This is a genomic window from Lysinibacillus sp. FJAT-14745, from assembly GCF_001275675.1.
GTDB lineage: Bacteria > Bacillota > Bacilli > Bacillales_A > Planococcaceae > Lysinibacillus.
In genome coordinates, this window is sequence record NZ_LITM01000008.1 from 16,808 (window position 1) to 36,051 (window position 19,244).

The following is a 19,244-nucleotide window of genomic DNA, read 5'->3' on the forward strand; positions in this document are numbered from 1 at the left end:
GCCCTTACATAATTAATTATCTTCTAGAATTTCATATGGTGTACAATTTTCAAAAAATGGTTTAATTTCATATTCAAAAATGTCCGAAACAACAATAAAATCTCTTTTTTCTAAACCGGTATTGATTTCCTCTAAAAAACCTTGAATTAAATCAAAATCTATATTACTATTATATTCATTTTTAATTAACAATAATTGAACTTCTTTCAACCATTCAAAACCTTCACTAAAATCTACAATTAGATTCAGTGCAACTTCATAATCTTCCTGTTGTAAATTCATCGCAATAGAATCACAACCAGCGGGAATTTTACTAATGTAATCATTAAAACTATTCATCACGTCTATTATTAATTCATTCATTTTTTTCACCTTCCACTTTTAAGTTTTCAATTAATATCTTCGAATAAGATATTGCGGTATCTGTAGCAGCCAACATCTTTTTATACATTTCTATATTTTGATTCTTCACTCTGTCATAAGCTTCTCCCTGTGTTTCATTTTTTTCAGGTTTATAATTTTTTAGAACATTCAGATTTATAGGATCTATACTTAAGCTTAATGCAGTTTCCTCAACTAATTTTTTATATTGACTGTCATTCATATCAAGCCTTTTCAAAATACTTTGAGCAAAATAAGTATTAGATTTATTCTTTCTAATTAAATAGAGATTCTCAGAAAGTATTTTTTTAATTTTATTGTATATTAAAATTTCTTCCAACATATTTTTAATGAGTTTTTCTTTTCTTTCTTCATAATTCTCATCTACCATTTGTTGATTAGTTTTTATAAAAATATCTTTCACGTTTTTTATCTGCTCACAAAATACTTTAAATGGAATATTATTATAACCTTTAATATTCACTCCACCTTCAGTACAGTTATATACCTCTTCATAAGAAAGCTTTTTAGTTAGTTGTTCAAATACCTCTTTCATATGATAAAAAGAATAATCAGTTATAACTTCCTCACCATAATAACCTTCAGTATAAAAAGCACCATTTCTAAGTAAATCTTTCGGATTAACTTTTTCATCTCTTATATTATTATCTGCATGCGTTTTATTATTTGTGTAAGCTAAGTCTTGACCTATAAGACAAATTGGTCCATTAGTGATATAGAGAGCTAAAGAAAATGCATAATGCGCAACAGAACCTCCTCCATCTAAAAAGACAACATCTTTGCCTATAACTTTTCTAAAATGGTCTTCTAATTTACTTTCAGCACTGCTAAAGGCGAAATACGCATCACCTAAAAAATGTTCCCTTATTGATGCATGGCTAGGCATTACATAAACAAATGCGGTATTCTTTAAATGCAGATGTTTATAATGATTATAATTTAGATCTGTACCGTCTATCGATATAGCAAAATCAGGACAAATTCCTTCTTTTAATAACGAATTTATTGTTGAACCTGATGAAATTAAAATAAATTTATTTCTATTTTGTTTTAATAAAGGTATTTGTTTAGAAAGTGATGGCCCTCCAGATGCCACAACAACCGGGAGGTTATGTATTTTGTTCAATTTACTTAACGAGCTATCCCTTAAGGTATGATGTAAATTCAAAATATAGTTTTTTTGCCAAAGTTCCGAAAATGCCATTACCGTATTTTCGTTAACTTTTGAAATTGCTACATGTTCTTTTATTTTTTCTAGAAAATCTTTATATTCTTCTGGACATATATAATCATAATTAGGTGAACATATAATATTTATTTTATCGGAAATTTCCACTTTTTCGTTTATAATTCTTTTAAATGATTCTAAATCATAACAAATTATCATTTTACTCAATTCTTTAATATCATTATTTAAGATGGGTTCATATACAATTAGTGTTTCATCATCATCTAACATCTCTATTAAACTCTTCACATTGTAACCTAAACCATATCCAAAAATAATATTTTGATATTCTGGTTTGAAATTTTTATCTGAAAAAGTACTTGCCTCTTTTAAAGGATTATATTTACTATGCAGTAGATATCCATTTACCTCCAATGTAGGAAGTCCAATTTTAGATAATACTTCTTTTATCGTAATATTATTATTCATTTTTGAATCTCACCTCCATATATATATCGACCCATTTTAAAATATCTAAAGAAAAACTCCGTTTACGTTGAGAGATTCTTTGAACTTGCCTTAAATTTTTTCTTTAATCTCTATACTTTCGGTGTAGGGGATGTTCTAAAGAGAACTTAACGATGACGTAACGAAAAGAAATGCTATTTTGGGCAACTATACATCGTTTCATTCACTTGTTTAAATTGCATACGCTTACAGTCGGATGTTCTTTCAAATTTTACGTTTATTGAGCCTAGGAAATAAAAAGCTTCGCACAGGCTTCATTATACTAGCCGACTCCAAAACAATCTCTTTCGCTTATGAATAAAATAAACCATATAGCGCATCACTTGTAATTGCAAAAGTTGATGACCTGGCACAGTGCACGATCATCAGCTCTGTCGCTAGAGTGTTATACTCGCAATAAATCCTTCTCCAGGAATAAACCAAATCTGTTCTTCAAAACGTGTTGCTAAAAATCACTCCGTTGGGTCATTTGATAACATCGGCATGCCAATCAATTTGTCCTTCTAATGCCAATAATAGATGACTTTTATCCTACATGTGTAAATAAAATTGACCTTTTTATTCTCTTGGCAAGATAACATATAGAGTAAAAAAATCCTCCGTTTCATTTACATGTTTTGAAGAGATTGTATGTATAAGTTCACTTTTTTCTATTGACTAGATAGTTTTTAACCGACATAAAAACTCGTCCTTCATTAAAGAAGAACGAGTTTTTCTTTTTAGTATAAGTTCAAACTATTATCGTAATAATTGAAGAACACCTTGTGGTTGTTGGTTAGCTTGAGCTAGCATAGACTGTGCAGCTTGCATTAAGATATTGTTCTTTGTGAAGTCCATCATCTCTTTAGCCATATCTGTATCACGGATACGAGATTCAGCAGCAGATAAGTTTTCAGAAGCTGCGCCTAAGTTGTTAATTGTGTGCTCTAAACGGTTTTGAACTGCTCCTAATTTAGAACGCTGTTTTGAAACTTTTTCAATTGCATCATCAACAGATTTAATATATTTGCTTGCTCCTGATTGAGTAGAAATACTTCCTGCATTTAAGCTAGTTGATAGTGAAGCTGTTGTCATATTACCAATAGATAAAGACATTGTTTGACCTTGGTTTGCACCAATTTGAAGTACTAAAGTTTTATTTGCACCTGATAAATTACCATTTAACAATTTTTTATTGTTAAACTCAGTAGTATCAGCAATACGTTTGATCTCTTCTTTTAATTGAGTAACTTCATCATTTAAGAATCCACGGTCTAAATCTTCGTTTGTACCGTTACGTGATTGTACTGATAATTCACGCATACGTTGTAAAATTGCGTGTGTTTCGTTCAATGCACCTTCAGCAGTTTGAATTAAAGAGATACCATCTTGAGAGTTTTTAGTCGCCATGTCAAGACCTTTGATTTGTGAGCGCATTTTTTCAGAAATCGCTAAACCAGCAGCGTCATCACCAGCACGGTTGATTTTGTAACCTGAAGATAATTTCTCAAGGTTTTTAGAAGCTTGAGCATTGTTGAAAGTAAGGTTACGGTGTGTGTTTAAAGCTGAAATGTTGTGTTGAATTCTCATTTGGAATTCCTCCTTGAATGTATGTTATTGTCATTCCACATCCGTGTGGAATATCGGATTAGGTAGTATGTATGTACTTCCTGCCCCTTACACTCTATATATCGTAATTAGTTGGAAATGTTTAATAGTTTTTTTAAAAATTTTTTATTTTTTATTTTTTATTTTTTATTTTTTATTTTTTGGCGAATTGTAGAATCAAGTTGAACACTTTAGAAAAATAAAAACATCGTACGCGAAATCGTGTATTATTGAGGCTCCAACACCAATCAATAAGAAGGGATTTCGAATACGATGCCAGAACAGCATAACATAAAAACACCGAATAAGAAACCGCGCCTTACACAGTTTCAACGTGGAGAACTTCAAGGCTACTTGAACGCTGGAATTACAAATAAGAGCGAGCTTGCTCGAAAACTCAAGGTTTCGCGTGGGACAATCTACAATGAACTTGCTCGTGGCACGACCACTCAAGTAAAGAAAATTAACGGAAAACATATCTACATGACGCAATATCTTGCGGAAACAGGTCAAGCTGTAACAGATCGAAACGTGGCTCGTTCTCGCAAACCGTTGAAGTTTGAGCGTGTGAAGGCATTCTTGGTGTTCGTTGATGGACTGTTATTGGATCGCACAAAGACCATGTCTCTAGATGCGATTGTTGGTCTTGCGAAGCTCAGAGGGTTGTTTTCCCCGGAGGAAATGGTCTCAACAAAGACGCTCTATCACTATATCGAGCTTGGTCTTCTAAAAACTCGAAACAGTGACCTTCTCTTAAAGGTACGTCGAAATACCAAGAGAACTAAGAAAACGCACCGCCCGAATAAGACGGTTCTCGGTAAAAGTATTGAAGAACGTCCGGATAGTGTTGAATCCCGTGAAGAATTCGGTCATTTTGAAATTGACTCCGTCGTAGGGCACAAGGATAAAGAAGATGATGTGCTATTAACCTTGATTGAACGTAAAACCCGTCGTGAATTCATCGTAAAAATGGACGGGAAAGACGCCGATTCAGTTAACTATGCACTCTCTTCAGTCCTCAAAGAATTTGGTGAATATGCATCTACTGTCTTCAAATCAATCACGGCAGATAATGGTTCTGAATTCGCTGGATTGTCAGAAATGTTTGGTGATAGGATAGATATCTATTTCACTCATCCATATTCTTCATGGGAGCGTGGAACGAATGAGAACCACAACGGAATCATCCGTCGTTTCATTCCTAAAGGACATGCGATTGAGGATTATAGCCGGACGCAGATTCATATGGTTGAGGAAGCTATGAACAACCAAGAAAAATGTTTGACTACAAGACACCAAATGAACTGTTTGAAGAGGAACTCCAGAAACTGGTCGCTTAAAGATTGCGGGGACACCCCGCACCCCTTGAGCCTCCCTCGAAACAGAAAAGTCTCCTGTTCATCAGTCAGCTGCAAATCCTAACCTGTGTTGGCTAGATCCGCAAGGGAAAGCTCCTTGCAGATCTAGCCAACACTGGTTGAACGGACTACGCCGACCGACGAACAGAAGACAAAGGAATCTCTGGGATGTTTTAAAAAAAGTGTTCAACTTGATATTGCAATTTACGTTTTTTATTTTTTATGTAATAGATTACTAGTTTAAAATTATAGCTAAAACTCATAGTCTTTATTTTTTCTTTAACCGTTCTAAGAAGCTTGTTGATGCTGATAAAGCTTCCTTATTTTGTGCTTGGATGGCTTCAAAAACTTCGGAGCGATGTACTTTTACTGTTTTTGGTGCGACAATACCAATTTTAATTTGCTCGCCTTCCACTGCTAATATTTTAATTTCTATTTGGTCACCTATCATAATAGATTCATCTTTTTTTCGTGAGAGCACTAGCATTATTTCGCACTTCCTTCCAATGTTTGCATTGGGTAGCGTAGTGGATATGACTTATTATCTTGGAGGACAATTTGTTTGCCTAATTTTTTATCTATATTAATAATTATAGGAGCTAGCAAATTAATAGTAGAATCCTGCAATGTTTCTTTCATTGTAACAATAGTATATGTAAGAACTTCTTCCTCTTTTTCAATTTGTAGTTGCTCACGATCCTCATTACTAATATCAAAGCTATAATCTTTTTTGAAAGCAAATGGATACGCTATCACAAAGCCAATTTCCATTTGATCAACTGATTGAAGTAATACTAATGGAAGGTTTGCGTCTATAGGTAGTAACACAAATTTTTTGTAATCTTCCATACCTAATAAGCCTTGCTCAAATGTTAGAATATCTTGTTTTTCAATTTCGATTTCACCTAAAAATTTAGTAGCTATTTTCATTCTTTCATACGCTCCTTTAAATGATGACGTCGATGTTAACATCTGGTCTTTGTACCATTGTACTAGTTACTTTACCAGGTGTGTAGTCGTGAATAGGTTTGTTCACCTTTACGTCAATAATTGGGGCTCTTTTCTCAATATTGATGTCTGTAGTACCTGGTGTATAGTCGATTTTAACAGAGCCTACTGAAGGTACGAATTTTATATTATAAGGTCCTGGTCGGTGAGGACCATGGTTTTGTTTAGCGATATTTTGCAAAGTTGCTCGTCCTTGTCCTTTACCGGAATTCTCCATCATTTGGCGGCCTTCTCTTGCTCTACGTTCTATCCCTTTAAGAGCTTCTTGTTTACCATTTTCAGCATAGTTTGCACTTGATTCTAGAGGGCCAATCATCCCTATATCTCGTCTTGCTTGAGAAGAATCGATTTGTAAAACACCTCTAGTTGTATGAATCTCCAAGATAGCTGCTGGTTGTTCAATAGATTGAGTAGCTCTCGGCTGTTCAATATGCTGTTGAGGCTTGGTAATTTCAAGTTCTATTTTTGCATCAGTTGTCTGAATTTGAATTTGCGGAAGCCGCATTTACAATTCTCCTTTCAAGAAAAGCGTCTGAACATATTGTCCAAACGCTCTGTTATTCATTATAAAGTTTGCCCCTGACGCTTCGCTTTCGGGGCAGAACCTTAGTAGATTTTATCGGATAAAATCTACTAAAGTTTGCTGAATGATCTTTGCTCCTACAGATAGAGCGGCTTGGTGTATAGATTCCTGTGTAACCATATCTGTAATCGTCTTAGCATAGTCTGTGTCTTCATTTTTAGATAGTTGTTTTGTTACATTAACTTCTTGAAGACTTAGTCGATTTTCCATCATCTCTACACGATTTTGACGAGCTCCAACATCTGCTCTTAAAGTCAATGTATTTTCATAAATACTATCTAAACCAGGAATTTTATTAGTACCATTTGTTATTTCTAAACCAAGTGCATCGCCAATCTTCTCACCTGTTGCACCACTTTGTAAAAGTGTTGTTACTTCAGTCATAAATCCATCAATTTTACCAAACAAATCAGTACCCGATGTATTAATATTCATTGAGATACCATCAAAAACGTTGATTTCAAACGGCTTCTGTCCTCCAGTAGTAATTGCTGGGTTTTGTGGCCCTGTTTTATCATTATAAAGCGGTTGGTTTGTATGAGTACCTGAAAAGATATAGTTCTCTCCTATTTTTGTATTGGCTATATCACGCAATTGATCCTTAATTTGTTGCATTTCTGCATTGATCTTTTGACGATCCTCAGTTGTATTTGTATCGTTAGCAGCTTGTACAACAAGCTCCTTTACACGTTTTAATGCAGAGCCTACTTGATCAAGCGATTCGTCTGTTGTATCTAGCCATGTATTTGCTTCACGAAGATTACGTTGGTATTGTTGGTTTTTATCAAGATCTATACGATAGCCCATTCCTTTTACTGCTACAACTGGATCATCGGATGGTCTTGTAATTACACTACCTGAGTCCAACATATTTTGATACTTAGACATTTTACTATAGCTTGTATTTAAATTGCGTAGCATATTACTCGACATCATTGATTGTGTAACGCGCATAAATTTATCTCCTCTCAGTTAAGTGGCTATTATAGCCCTACTCTTCCCATACCATTGATGATTTTATCTAATGTTTCATCTACCACTGTAATCATACGTGCATTGGCATTGTATGCTTGCTGGAATGTAATCATATTAGTCATCTCTTCATCTAAGGAAACGGAGTTCATTGAATCACGACGCTTAGAAATATCCAAATGACTTGTTTCAAAGTTAAATGCATGACGTTCAGCTTCCTGTCCCTTTACTGCTAAATCACCTACTAACGATTTATAATAGTTTTGGAATGTACCTTTCTTTAAGTTATCTTGAGCCTGCGATTGCAGCTCTGCTAACTTACGCATGTTTCCGTTATTACCATCCTCGCCTTTCGTATCAGATACAGCTACCTGCTTCGCATCAGTAATTACTACGTTAAATTCACGTGCAGTCATCCCTGAGAAAAAGTTCTGACCTGTAGTATCGTCTAAACCAAAACCTTTACGATGAATTTCATTAAATTTTGTTATAAATTCACTTGCTAGTTTATCTAAATTAGCAAGCATTTCTGGGTAAGTACCTTGTCCACCGCTATGTCCATACGCATCAATTAGTGCACGTAATGTACCTTTACCAGGTTCCATTTTACTGTAATCAATTGCGATTCCTGTCGCTGGATCCCCTGGTGGTTCGCCAATAGCAGAAATTTTAACTTCCTTAAAGTTAGCGTAGCTCCCTGTCGCTTGAACATCTACCTCACCATCAATGCGCTGATCGTTTGTATCCATCGTTGCAAGTGCAGCATATTGTCTACCATCCACTAATTTAATAGGAGTACCATCCGCTGATACATATGTAATCGTCATTGAACCTTCAGCTACATCTTTTGCTAAACCACCTGATTTTTGCAATGAAACAGTTACAGGAATATATTCATTTAACTGATCTACTAATACATCACGTGCATCATATAAATCATTTGGCACGTAACCACTCGGCTCAACTTCTTGAATTTGTTTATTAAGGGCCGCAATTTGTTTAAGAATTGAATTCACTTTATCCGTCGAAACATTAATTTCATTCCCGATATTACCTTGGATCTGTTTTAGCTGTCTATCCATAGAATTAAAAGACTCAGCAATTGCAATTCCTTTAGAAATTAACACCTGACGTGCAGCTGCATCTTTTGGATTGTCAATAACATCTTCCATAGATTTCCAAAAATCTGTGAATGATTGGTTAATACCGAACTGTGAAGGTTCTGACATGACATCTTCCATCTGCGAAATAGATTTTGCTGCTGAATCCCAATAACCCAATTTATTCGTTTCTTGACGATATTGTCGATCGGTAAATTGATCGCGGAGACGTTGAATCGAGCTTGTTTCTACCCCTGTTCCAAGATGCCCTGGATAGACAGGCTGATTTAAGCCTGGACTTGGAAAACCAGGAGTCGCTTGCATATTTACTCGTTGGCGAGTAAACCCTAATGTATTTGCATTGGAAATATTATGTCCAGTTGTGTATAAAGCTGTTTGTTGTGTAAATAAACCGCGTTTACTTGCTTCTAAGCCCATAAATGTTGAGCGCATTCTTTTTCCTCCCTTAGTAACCGCTTTTCAGCAATTAATTTCTTAAAAACTATGCTTGAGAATCGAAATATGATTTTTTTGCCATTGTATTGGTGCCACGAACCTCATTGCCTGAATAGTTGATTTGCTCAGGACGAGGTTGTAAAGCGTCCAATGTTAAGTTGACAAATTGTAGTGATTGGAACACTAGCTTTTGATTTAAATCGTTTTGGTTTTTTAAGTCATTGATGATTTGCAATAATCGATTGCGCACTGCTGAAAGCATGTCTTTTTCAGTCTGTTGTTCAGCAGCCTCGATGACATCAGCGACAGTTGTTTTGTCAGTTGAAGCAAATCCTTTTGCTTCAAGGTAGTCCGTTACCTGTTTCTGACGCTGTTGCTCGAGCTTATCGATGGCCGCTACATGCGCCTGCTCATCCTTGAGCATTTGGTCCAGTGCTTCGATATTCCCAACTGTAATAATTTCAGTTTTTTTAATGGCTAGTTCAAGTAAGCTTTTATGCATTCTTTCTAGCTTTGTTAATGTAGAACAGATCGCTTCTGTAGACATTTTGCTAAGCACCCTTTCTGATATTCCTTAGAAACGATAATATTTCAGCATATCTTCTGCAACTTTGCGAGCGTCCACTTTGTATTCACCAGAAGCGATATCTTTTTTTAGTTGTTGTACGCGTTCTGCACGCTCTGCGCTGTATGTTGAAACTCCTTGCATCTCCTGTGCAGTTTTTGAAATTTCGATTTTATCTGCGAAGGATGCTTTGTTAGTGCCTGATTTTACATTGCGCACCTGATTTTTATAGGCGTTCACTGCATTAATCCCATAAGATGTAATTTTCATTTAATAACCCCCTATCTAAAAAGCTTATCTTACTATTATTTCGGATTGTCTCACATAATGTTAAGTTTTCAAATATAAAAAAGTGTGCTAATTTTGTTTAAAATTAACACACTTTAGATCTATCAACTATGCCTCGACATAATTGTGTCCGGAATCAGCTTTGTGCTTAGGCCTGCAAATGTTTATTGCGCGAAAGCGTAGTGCTAACGTAGCGACAGCAACACGAGGTCCGACACGATGTCGGTCATTTCGGTAATGTCACAGGACGTGGCGTTCTTAGACTGAGTTCCTATTTCAGTGGGTGTTTGGACACTCGCTGAAATAAGTTAATGTTTTCGTTCTGCGTGATATGTTACACGATCACGTTCTGTCACACTCTCACGGAACTCCTTCGCCGCTTCAAATGTGCGTAAATCCGCCTTCAATTCATCTTGACATTTTGTACAAAGCTTGCCTGTTGTCGTTAGATGACCACAGTTATCACATGGATAGCCAAGATTAGGGAACATCGCAGTCTGCAAGCGCCCCTTGCGTACCCATTTATACAATAGCTCCTCTTCAGCTCCTGTTGCCTCAACAATACGCTCTACTGTCGCAGCACGGTTTTCACGTTTACGTAAAAAGCGATAAACGATTTGATATAGCTCCTCTTCAGATTGAGCACATTTATGACATACTTCTCTGACCCCTATATAGTTAAAAAACTCATTACATTTCGGACAATTACGAACCTCTGCCATCTATTCTTCCTCCTCTTGCATAATAACAGCTTGATACGAATCTTATATACTCGTAATCTATTATACACAATGCATTTGCATTTTCATCCATTAATTAGTGTGAAGATTTTTACATTTTTGGCGCCTGCGTTTAATAAAACCTCAGTAGCATGCCTTAAAGTAGTTCCTGTCGTTTTTATATCGTCAAAAAGAAGATATTCTTTATGCTCTACATGTGCTTTAGCCATCAGACGAAAAAGGGAAGCTGCTTGGATGCGCTGCTCTCTATTTTTGGAGCTTTGCGTTGCTGTCGTCGTCTTTTCTAAAAGTTGTATAAAAGGAATATTAGCAGCTTTTAATAGCTCCTCCATATGCGAGAAGGTACGTTCCCTTTGTTTGAGGGGATGCATAGGAATCGGAATGATGGCTGCTTTTTCAAGTTTAAATCGTGCATGTAGCTCCTGCCGAAATACTTTAGCAAGTGCGACATCCTGAAGAAATTTATATTGATGCAAATAATCTTTCATCGCATCGTTATATTGGTAAAGTGCTGTTGCTGTTGGGGAATGTTCAAATCGAGCCGAGCATCTATCACAGATTGTTGGTTGAAATTGTTTGGTTAAAAGTATTTTCCATGAAATTGCTGATTGCAAAGGCTGTGAGCATAATAAGCAAAGTGTTTCAATTTTATTCATTATGAAAATCCTTTCTTATTGTAATAAAGAATTTTGGTACGCGCATCATCCATTTCAGTCGTAATCCCATGATGAAAAAATACGACGTCTCCATCTGTAAAATTAGCATTTCGTCCAACTCGCCCAGCGATTTGTATTAGTGCACTGGAAGTGAAAATTGTTGATTCTGCCCCAATCACTGCGACCTGTACATTCTTTATCGTAATTCCTCTTTCTAAAATGGTCGTTGTCAGTAAACCTGGAACTTCTTCATGGCGCAGTTTAAGCACTTTTTCTTTCCGCTGAGGATCTTCAGCATGCACCGCCATAATGTTTGCATCTAATAACTGAAAAAGAGGCGTAGCTATTTTCATTAATTCTACTTTCGGGAAAAATAATAGAAAAGGCTCTTTGCGTGCAAGGCGCTCCTCTGTCCATTGTTTTAGCTTGCGTGGAATCTTTCCTCGTTTTAAGCTTTTTTCATAGCTCCATAGGGAATGAAATCGTGGAACTGGTAATGGACGGTTATGATAGCGCTTCGGGATAAATGAATAACTTTTATTTTGATATTGAGTAAGTAATTTTTGCGAAGGTGTTGCTGTGACCAACATTATTGGTGCGTTTTCTGTTTTCGCCTTTTGCACAGCACTTTGTAAAGTTTCGTCAAATGTATATGGAAATGCATCAGCTTCATCAACAATCATGATGTCAAACGCTCGTTCAAAACGATAAAGCTGATGGGTTGTAGCCAACACAAGCTGTGCGTAGCCCTCCTGCTTTGGTGATCCACCATATAGTGCATGGATCATCGTTTGCGGGAAAACGGTTTGAAAGCGTGGATATAACTCTAGCACTACATCTGTACGTGGCGTAGCAATACATACCCGTAAGCCCTGCTGTAACGCATAATGTACAGTCGGAAAAAGCAACTCTGTTTTCCCTGCCCCACATACTGCATGAATAAGATGCGAACGCTTTGCTTTAACACTTTCTAGCATTTCGTTTGCGGCCTGTTGTTGAAGAACTGTAAATTCCCCTGCCCATTTGAGTGAATGCTTTCTTGTTCTCATTGCACGAGGGCCTGTCCAGATCATCAATTGCGTACAGCTACTCACTCTACCCATATTCAGACAATGTCTACAATATATACATTGCTGCTGGCATTTTGAACAAGCAAACGTTGTAAATAGCTGAAGATTATCATTATGGCAACGATTGCATTTTAGATGTGGCTCTTTTTGAATCCCTTCTATTATATGGAAGTATTTGTGATTGATCGATTTCTCGATATCTCCCTTTGAAAATGTGGTGTGCTCCTTTAACCAAATACGTCCTTCATGAAAATCTCGTAATGCAGGTGGCAACAACCAACCTTTGTATTTCATTGCTTTGCTCCTTTCATGTGGGTGGTTTTTATCAGCGATTGTCGTAGGTTTAGCGGCGATTCTAGCACTTTTAGCGGCGATATTCACGGGTTTAGCGGCGATTCTGGCACTTTTAGCGGCGATATCCACGGGTTTAGCGGCGATTCTGGCACTTTTAGCGGCGATATTCACGAGTTTAGCGGCGATTCTGGCACTTTTAGCGGCGATATCCACAGGTTTAGCGGCGATTCTGGCACTTTTAGCGGCGATATCCACGGGTTTAGCGGCGATTCCCCCGCTTCACCCGGCAACACAGGTATTCCCAAAAATAAAAACAGCCTCTACAAATTTGCTGTAGAGACTGTCTCACTTAAGATTATTTTTTTGTCCATCCTAAACCTATTGAGCCTTCACCTAAGTGTGTGCCAATGACGGGGCCGAAATAGCTTAATTTAAAGTTAACGTTCGGGTAGGTTGCTGCTAGTTGTGCTAGCCATTCTTCTGCTTCAGCCTGGCAATTGGCGTGAATCACGACAGCTTCCAGTGCTTCATACTTTTGAACATCCTCAGCTAGTAGCTCCTCCGCACGCTTTAATGCTTTTTTACGCGTACGAATTTTTTCAAAAGGTACAATGACCTTGTCCACAAAATGCAGTACTGGCTTTACTTGTAATAAGCCGCCAATTAATGCAGCTGCTGAAGACAGACGTCCCCCACGTTGTAAGTGCCCTAAGTCGTCTACAATGAAGTAAGCACGACTTGTCTGCTTTATGTCCGCCAATGTAGCGAGAATTTCTTTTGCAGAAAAGCCCTGAGCCGCCATTTCAGCTGCTCGTAGAACGTAAAAACCCTGTACCGCACAGGATATTTCACTATCAAAAGCGTACATATCAATGCCTTCCACCATCTCGCCTGCTTGAATTGCACCTTGATATGTTCCACTGATTCCACTTGATAAATGAATGGATATTACTTCATCATACTCTTTTGCCAGCTCTTCAAAGAGAGCGGCAATTTCTCCAATTGGGGGCTGCGTTGTTTTTGGGAATTCTTTTGCCCCGCGTACTTTATCATAAAATTCAGATGCCGTGATATCTACTTCTTCTGCAAATAATTGCCCTGAGATATTTACACTTAACGGAATCATATGAATGTTTAAGCGAGCTCGTTCCTCAGCCGGAATATATGCAGTACTATCTGTTACGATTGCTGTCCTCATCCATGTCCACTCTCCTATTCTACATAGTTTACAATAAAAAGAAATGAATGTGAAATGAATTACGCCATTGCGTAAACCCGTCGGAATGTTGAATAGTGGTAAGTACGCTTCACTCTTTCATCATTCTAGACATCTACTAAATTGTTAAACTTAGTATCCATTTCACATTCATTTTCTATGTATACTACTCTTTGCAAAATTAAATTTGCAAGAGGGTGATCTTCATTCCATTAATCTTTCTTTTAGTAAATAAAGGCTCATCACCATAACGTGGGTTTGATTTCCGTTCCAGCTAGGCAAGTCCAATGAACTGTTATCACAGGATGCATTTAACCTGCGTTCGCTCTAATGTTTTATCTTTGAAGCTAATCCCAGAAAACGCCTAACCTCAATTCTTAGTGATGAGCCTGAATGAAGATATCCTCATATTATTTGCCAGTACTTGATTTCGTGTCATCCATATAAAAGACGCTAGTGACCTTCCAGCGTCCATCTTCTTTGACGAATACTGTAACTTGTTGTCCTGCACTTTCATGCTTCACATTTGTTTTAGTTTGTACTAAATGCACTGTTATATTTGAATGGACCTGTGCTTCATTTGCGTTATATTTTATAATTGTAGTATGTTTAGCATCTCGTTTAACGTCTGACTGTTTAAATACTTCTGAGATGTATTTTTTTTCTTCTTCATAATTGAAACCTTTTGGATTCTTCGAGATTGTTTGCATATAACGATCAATTTCTTTTGAATTGAAAGCTGCAATATATTCATTAAAGGCTGCTATTATTGCTTTTTCTTCATCAGCAGGGATATTTTCTGCCTTTGTTATTTTCCCACCATTCATTTCAAACCCTACGGTTCCATCATCAATGATTTTTTGTCTTTCTTCTGCACTCATTTCATCTTTTTTATTACCACAGGCAGTTAACATTAATGCCGTTAACATTAATAAGGTAAGAACTGCTAGAAAACTTTTCTTTAACATCAAAAAACCTCCCGCGCATATTGTAGCATATAAATCCCGTTGTAGGAATTTTGTTGTGCATTTTCAACATTTAGGTGTTACATCTTCCTTATGACGCCCATGATTTTAAAATGTTGCACTATTTAAGAGATCACTATGTATAAATTATTTCACTTTATGAAGGGAATGTGACGGTGTGAACAAGTATTGGGGTTGGATTCTTCTGATGGATGACACTACAATTTCGCCACAAAAGCAAGCGGTTTATTTTTACTAAAAAAACTGCTTTAAAAACTACTAAATAATATAGTAGCCTTTAAAAACAGCTTTAAATTCAATGTTTGTATGCTATTAGCGTACTTCAACCCAGCCATTTTTGATGGCTGTAACAACGGCTTGTGTACGGTCGTTTACATTCATTTTTTGTAAAATGCTTGAAACGTGGTTTTTAACTGTTTTTTCAGAAATGAACAGTGTCTCACCAATTGTACGGTTAGATTGTCCATCTGTTAATAATTGTAATACTTCACATTCGCGTTTTGTTAGTAAATGGAATGGGCGACGAATTTCTGTTTGATGGAAGTTACCTTTATTTTCATGCTCAGAAAGACGACGGAATTCCGCTACTAAATTTTTAGTTACTTTTGGATGTAGGTATGATCCACCATTCGCAACTACTTTAATCGCTTCAACAATTTCGTCAGCATCCATCTCTTTTAGCATATAGCCAAGTGATCCAGATTTTAGCGCGTGTGTTACGTATGTTTCATCATCATGAATAGATAGCATAATCACCTTCGCATCTGGAAATTCACTAACCAACTCTGCTGTTGCCTCTACTCCATTTTTCCCTGGCATATTAATGTCCATTAGTACAACATCTGGTTGATTTTCAGCATATAAAGAAACCACATCTGTTCCATCATCACCTTCTGCTACTACATCAAACGTATCTTCAAAATCTAAAATACGTTTTACTCCTTCGCGGAATAGCTGGTGATCGTCTACAATAATAATCTTCGTCATTTGTCTTTACCCCCTAAATTTCTCCAACAATCGTTTTACTTACTTTTAACGGAATTTTAAATAAAACCGTCGTACCTCGATTTATCTCACTTGTAATTGAGATTGTCCCATTCAAAATTTCGATACGTTCTTTCATACCTAAAATCCCAAAGGAATGGTCTTTTACTACCTGTGAATCGAAACCTATGCCATCGTCCTTGACAACGATATTTACGGCACTTTTCAGCCACTCCAGTTTTACCCAAATATCCTTGCATTTCCCGTGCTTCATGGCATTTGTCACACATTCTTGCACTAATCGGAAAATAGATATTTCATAGTTTGATGGTATACGCTTTTCGGTGCTTCTCGATTGGAAATGAACTTCAACACCAGGATTATATTCAGTCACTGTCGATAAGTATTTTTTTAATGTCGGAACAATTCCCAAATCATCAAGAGCCATTGGTCTTAAATCATAGATTATACGTCGCACCTCTGATAATGCATTACGCACCGTTTTCTTTAAATCAGCAATTTCAGCCAAAGCATATTCAATGCCCTTTTCACGATACGTTCTCTCTATTAAATCAGTGCGCATGAGTACATTTGCCAGCATCTGAGCAGGTCCATCATGAATTTCCCTAGATAGACGTTTGCGCTCCTCTTCTTGTGCTGCAATAATACGTATACCAAAATCTTGTTTCATTTTTGCTTGTTCAAGTGCTAAACCAACATTTTTTAAATCTGAAGTTAAGTAATTCAAAACGACATTTACTTGATTGACAATATGATCTGCACGTTCAATCGTATCGAGTAATGCTCTTAATCTTCTCTCTAAATCATCTCTTTTATCACGTAGCTGCTTTTCTTGTGTTCTAATAACAGAGAGCTTCACTTGAAAATCTTGTGCAGTTTCATATGCTTCTCTAACTTGTTCTTCGGTATAATTATCAAAAGCTTTACTCACTAACACAAGTCTCTGCTTAGCAAGCTGTGTACTTTTTTCTAAAGCATCGCCTTCATCAATAACAATTGAAACTTGTTTTCGAACAATTTCTAGCTCTATTTTCATATCTTCGAAGCTTATTCGGCTTTGTTCACTTATAATAAAGATATCATCTTTTGAGCTCATGATTGTTTCTAACATTCGATTAAATATGTCATCAAGCGACTTTAAATCGAAGGTATCATTTGAAAACATAGTATACTCCCCAGTCTAATGTCTTATGATTACTTACTATTTCAATAGACCAATTACATAGTCTATACCTATTATAGCATTCCCATGTTGAAATTTAATGCTTTTTCTTTATGAAAATTATAGAATAGAACTCTACTTTAAAGGAGATTGATACTGATGAGAGAAAACTATTTAACAGTAAAAGGATATGGAGAAAGCGAAATTGTTATTTCAAAATCTCGCTTCCTTACTTATATAGAACGTACAGAAACGGAAGAGGATGCAATTTCTTTTATTGAACGCATAAAAAAAATGCATCATAATGCGACTCATAATTGTTCAGCCTATATTATTGGCGAGCATGATCATATTCAAAAAGCCAATGATGACGGGGAACCTAGTGGCACAGCTGGCGTCCCTATGTTAGAAGTCTTAAAAAAACAAGGGTTAAAGGATACGGTCGTTGTCGTCACACGCTACTTTGGTGGCATTAAGCTTGGCGGTGGCGGTCTTATTCGTGCGTACGGAAAAGCGACAACAGAAGGTTTACTGGCTGCCCAAGTAGTCGAACGCAAGCTTCATCATTTGATGAAAATTGCTATTGATTATACATGGCTTGGCAAAGTAGAAAATGAAATTCGAGGGTCTTCATATACATTAGAAGAAATTCGCTACTTAGAAGGCGTCGAAATCATTGTCTCTGTGTTAAAAGAGGAGGAAGAACAGTTCCGAAACTGGGTAACGGAAATGACAAACGGACAAGCAAACATTACTTTTGAGAATGCTCAATTTATCGAATTCGTTGTAAAATAAATAGTTTTAATTGTCGAAAACTAAATATCCATAGTATAATTTTAATATTGAGCTATTTTATCATTTACACATATTCTAAAAGTACTTGAATAAAGTTTAGTTTAATCGCATTATTATTCCCAAAATTCAGAGGAGAATATATCAAATATGAAAAATAGAACTAAAAATAAAAGCAAAAAGAGGTCTTCTAAAGCTTCACTAATTATAAAAGTTGGCCTTCTTTTAGTTGCTAGTTTACTAATTTGCGCGACTGCTTATGGTGTTTATATCGCGAAGCAAGCAGAGCATGCAGCGGACTCAGCACATGAAGAATTAAAAGGTCGAGACATTTCTTCACTTCGTGATGAAAAAGTAGAACCAGTACACGATAATGTTTCAGTCCTATTTGTCGGTGTTGATGATAGTGAAAATCGCGGGCAAGGCTCTGAGCACTCACGTTCTGATGCCCTTATTCTAGCAACATTGAACAATAAAACAAAAACGGTTAAAATGCTAAGTATCCCTCGAGATTCTTATGTTTATATTCCTTCAATGGGACGTAATGATAAAATTACTCATGCACATGCCCATGGTGGAACACTTTCAACAATTGATACAGTAGAAAAACTATTAGATGTGCCGATTGACTATTATGTGCGTATGAACTTTAATGCGTTTATTGACGTTGTTGATGCATTAGGTGGGATCGAAGCTGACGTGCCGTATTCGTTACACGAAAAGGATGAATTTGATCGCAATTCCATCAACTTAAAGCCTGGTTTACAGCATTTAAACGGCAGTCAGGCACTTGCACTTGCAAGAACACGTAAACAAGACAATGATATTGAACGCGGCAAACGTCAACAAGAGATTTTATCAGCGATCATGGAAAAGGCTTCTTCTGTAAGCTCCATTTCAAAATACGATGATGTCATTAAAGCACTCGGTGATAACATGAAGACAAATATGACATTTAGTGAAATGAAGTCATTCTTATCTTATTTATCACAAGGGATGCCACGCATTGATTCTTTAACATTAGATGGTACAGATGATATGTCTACTGGTGTTTACTACTATAAATTAAATCAAGAATCGGTTGATGAAATATCTAAAACACTAAAAAACCATCTTGACTATAATAAAACATCTAGTAACTTAACGAATAAAAATACTGATAAAGCTAACGCTGTTGGCAATGATGCAACAGAAAACAAAAACGCTCAGTAACTATAAAAGCCTTTCCACTTTTAAATACATTTGTGGAAAGGCTTTTTGTATGGCATGCTTTTGTGATGTTTCCTTAGCGAGAAAATTATAGGCTGA

At 36.4% G+C, this 19,244-nt stretch carries 21 protein-coding genes; 4 read left to right on the plus strand and 17 right to left on the minus strand.

Translation table 11 applies throughout. The features are described from left to right. Positions 1 to 12: 12 nt before the first annotated feature. From AMS59_RS13915 to AMS59_RS13925, 3 genes are all read right to left on the minus strand, one after another. A complete protein-coding gene (locus AMS59_RS13915) occupies positions 13 to 363 on the minus strand; it encodes a hypothetical protein (RefSeq protein WP_053484351.1) in 351 nt (116 codons plus the stop codon). After that, positions 356 to 2,059: a motility associated factor glycosyltransferase family protein gene (locus AMS59_RS13920; RefSeq protein WP_053484352.1), complete on the minus strand. Its 1,704-nt coding sequence runs from the start codon at positions 2,057 to 2,059 to the stop codon at positions 356 to 358. The genes AMS59_RS13915 and AMS59_RS13920 overlap by 8 nt, the downstream gene beginning before the upstream one ends. A gap of 777 nt (positions 2,060 to 2,836) precedes the next feature. Continuing rightward, positions 2,837 to 3,667: a flagellin gene (locus AMS59_RS13925; RefSeq protein ID WP_053484353.1), complete on the minus strand. Its 831-nt coding sequence runs from the start codon at positions 3,665 to 3,667 to the stop codon at positions 2,837 to 2,839. Positions 3,668 to 3,958: 291 nt separating this feature from the next. Between AMS59_RS13925 and AMS59_RS13930 the strand changes: the two genes are divergently transcribed. After that, complete coding sequence (locus AMS59_RS13930) at positions 3,959 to 5,107, plus strand: IS30 family transposase (protein ID WP_199777758.1); 1,149 nt, start codon at positions 3,959 to 3,961, stop codon at positions 5,105 to 5,107. Between the two features lie 204 nt (positions 5,108 to 5,311). Here the strand turns inward: AMS59_RS13930 and csrA are convergent, their stop codons facing one another. The 10 genes from csrA to AMS59_RS13980 all read right to left on the minus strand — a co-directional run bounded on the left by csrA (position 5,312) and on the right by AMS59_RS13980 (position 12,775). Then, positions 5,312 to 5,530 (minus strand): carbon storage regulator CsrA, encoded by a 219-nt coding sequence (gene csrA, locus AMS59_RS13935; protein WP_053484354.1) that lies wholly within the window; start codon positions 5,528 to 5,530, stop codon positions 5,312 to 5,314. Next, a complete protein-coding gene (fliW, locus tag AMS59_RS13940) occupies positions 5,530 to 5,973 on the minus strand; it encodes a flagellar assembly protein FliW (protein WP_053484355.1) in 444 nt (147 codons plus the stop codon). Before fliW ends, csrA begins: the two co-directional genes overlap by 1 nt. A gap of 16 nt (positions 5,974 to 5,989) precedes the next feature. After that, entirely contained in the window at positions 5,990 to 6,556 is a 567-nt protein-coding gene (locus AMS59_RS13945) for a DUF6470 family protein (protein ID WP_053484356.1), read from the minus strand. 111 nt (positions 6,557 to 6,667) lie between these two features. Then, positions 6,668 to 7,588, minus strand: coding sequence for a flagellar hook-associated protein FlgL (gene flgL / locus AMS59_RS13950; protein ID WP_053484357.1), 921 nt, complete (start codon positions 7,586 to 7,588; stop codon positions 6,668 to 6,670). Between the two features lie 29 nt (positions 7,589 to 7,617). Beyond that, positions 7,618 to 9,159, minus strand: coding sequence for a flagellar hook-associated protein FlgK (gene flgK, locus AMS59_RS13955; protein ID WP_053484358.1), 1,542 nt, complete (start codon positions 9,157 to 9,159; stop codon positions 7,618 to 7,620). Between the two features lie 49 nt (positions 9,160 to 9,208). Beyond that, positions 9,209 to 9,709 carry a flagellar protein FlgN gene (locus AMS59_RS13960; RefSeq protein ID WP_053484359.1) on the minus strand — a complete coding sequence of 167 codons (501 nt, stop codon included), beginning with the start codon at positions 9,707 to 9,709 and terminating at the stop codon, positions 9,209 to 9,211. Positions 9,710 to 9,736: 27 nt separating this feature from the next. After that, positions 9,737 to 9,997: a flagellar biosynthesis anti-sigma factor FlgM gene (flgM, locus tag AMS59_RS13965; RefSeq protein WP_053484360.1), complete on the minus strand. Its 261-nt coding sequence runs from the start codon at positions 9,995 to 9,997 to the stop codon at positions 9,737 to 9,739. 326 nt (positions 9,998 to 10,323) lie between these two features. After that, positions 10,324 to 10,737: a TIGR03826 family flagellar region protein gene (locus AMS59_RS13970; RefSeq protein WP_053484361.1), complete on the minus strand. Its 414-nt coding sequence runs from the start codon at positions 10,735 to 10,737 to the stop codon at positions 10,324 to 10,326. Positions 10,738 to 10,820: 83 nt separating this feature from the next. Continuing rightward, positions 10,821 to 11,411 carry a ComF family protein gene (locus AMS59_RS13975; RefSeq protein WP_053484362.1) on the minus strand — a complete coding sequence of 197 codons (591 nt, stop codon included), beginning with the start codon at positions 11,409 to 11,411 and terminating at the stop codon, positions 10,821 to 10,823. Then, the gene (locus AMS59_RS13980; protein ID WP_053484363.1) at positions 11,411 to 12,775 is read right to left on the minus strand and encodes a DEAD/DEAH box helicase; all 1,365 of its coding nucleotides are present in this window, start codon (positions 12,773 to 12,775) and stop codon (positions 11,411 to 11,413) included. Before AMS59_RS13980 ends, AMS59_RS13975 begins: the two co-directional genes overlap by 1 nt. On the opposite strand from AMS59_RS13980, the gene AMS59_RS13985 reads away from it, so the two are divergent. After that, on the plus strand, positions 12,765 to 13,112 hold the full coding sequence (locus AMS59_RS13985; protein ID WP_234007795.1) for a hypothetical protein: 348 nt from the start codon (positions 12,765 to 12,767) through the stop codon (positions 13,110 to 13,112). The genes AMS59_RS13980 and AMS59_RS13985 overlap by 11 nt on opposite strands. A gap of 18 nt (positions 13,113 to 13,130) precedes the next feature. Here AMS59_RS13985 and AMS59_RS13990 read toward each other — a convergent pair whose 3' ends face one another. The 4 genes from AMS59_RS13990 to AMS59_RS14005 form a co-directional block, all read right to left on the minus strand. Beyond that, positions 13,131 to 13,973 (minus strand): DegV family protein, encoded by an 843-nt coding sequence (locus tag AMS59_RS13990; RefSeq protein WP_053484365.1) that lies wholly within the window; start codon positions 13,971 to 13,973, stop codon positions 13,131 to 13,133. A 428-nt stretch (positions 13,974 to 14,401) separates the two neighbouring features. Next, complete coding sequence (locus AMS59_RS13995; RefSeq protein WP_053484366.1) at positions 14,402 to 14,959, minus strand: nuclear transport factor 2 family protein; 558 nt, start codon at positions 14,957 to 14,959, stop codon at positions 14,402 to 14,404. 330 nt (positions 14,960 to 15,289) lie between these two features. Further along, the gene (locus tag AMS59_RS14000) at positions 15,290 to 15,964 is read right to left on the minus strand and encodes a response regulator transcription factor (RefSeq protein ID WP_053484367.1); all 675 of its coding nucleotides are present in this window, start codon (positions 15,962 to 15,964) and stop codon (positions 15,290 to 15,292) included. Positions 15,965 to 15,977: 13 nt separating this feature from the next. Then, positions 15,978 to 17,147 carry a sensor histidine kinase gene (locus tag AMS59_RS14005; RefSeq protein ID WP_053484368.1) on the minus strand — a complete coding sequence of 390 codons (1,170 nt, stop codon included), beginning with the start codon at positions 17,145 to 17,147 and terminating at the stop codon, positions 15,978 to 15,980. Positions 17,148 to 17,303: 156 nt separating this feature from the next. Between AMS59_RS14005 and AMS59_RS14010 the strand changes: the two genes are divergently transcribed. Both AMS59_RS14010 and AMS59_RS14015 read left to right on the plus strand, forming a co-directional pair. Beyond that, positions 17,304 to 17,939 (plus strand): YigZ family protein, encoded by a 636-nt coding sequence (locus AMS59_RS14010; protein WP_053484369.1) that lies wholly within the window; start codon positions 17,304 to 17,306, stop codon positions 17,937 to 17,939. A 147-nt stretch (positions 17,940 to 18,086) separates the two neighbouring features. Continuing rightward, positions 18,087 to 19,148 carry an LCP family protein gene (locus AMS59_RS14015; RefSeq protein WP_053484370.1) on the plus strand — a complete coding sequence of 354 codons (1,062 nt, stop codon included), beginning with the start codon at positions 18,087 to 18,089 and terminating at the stop codon, positions 19,146 to 19,148. Positions 19,149 to 19,244: the final 96 nt, after the last annotated feature.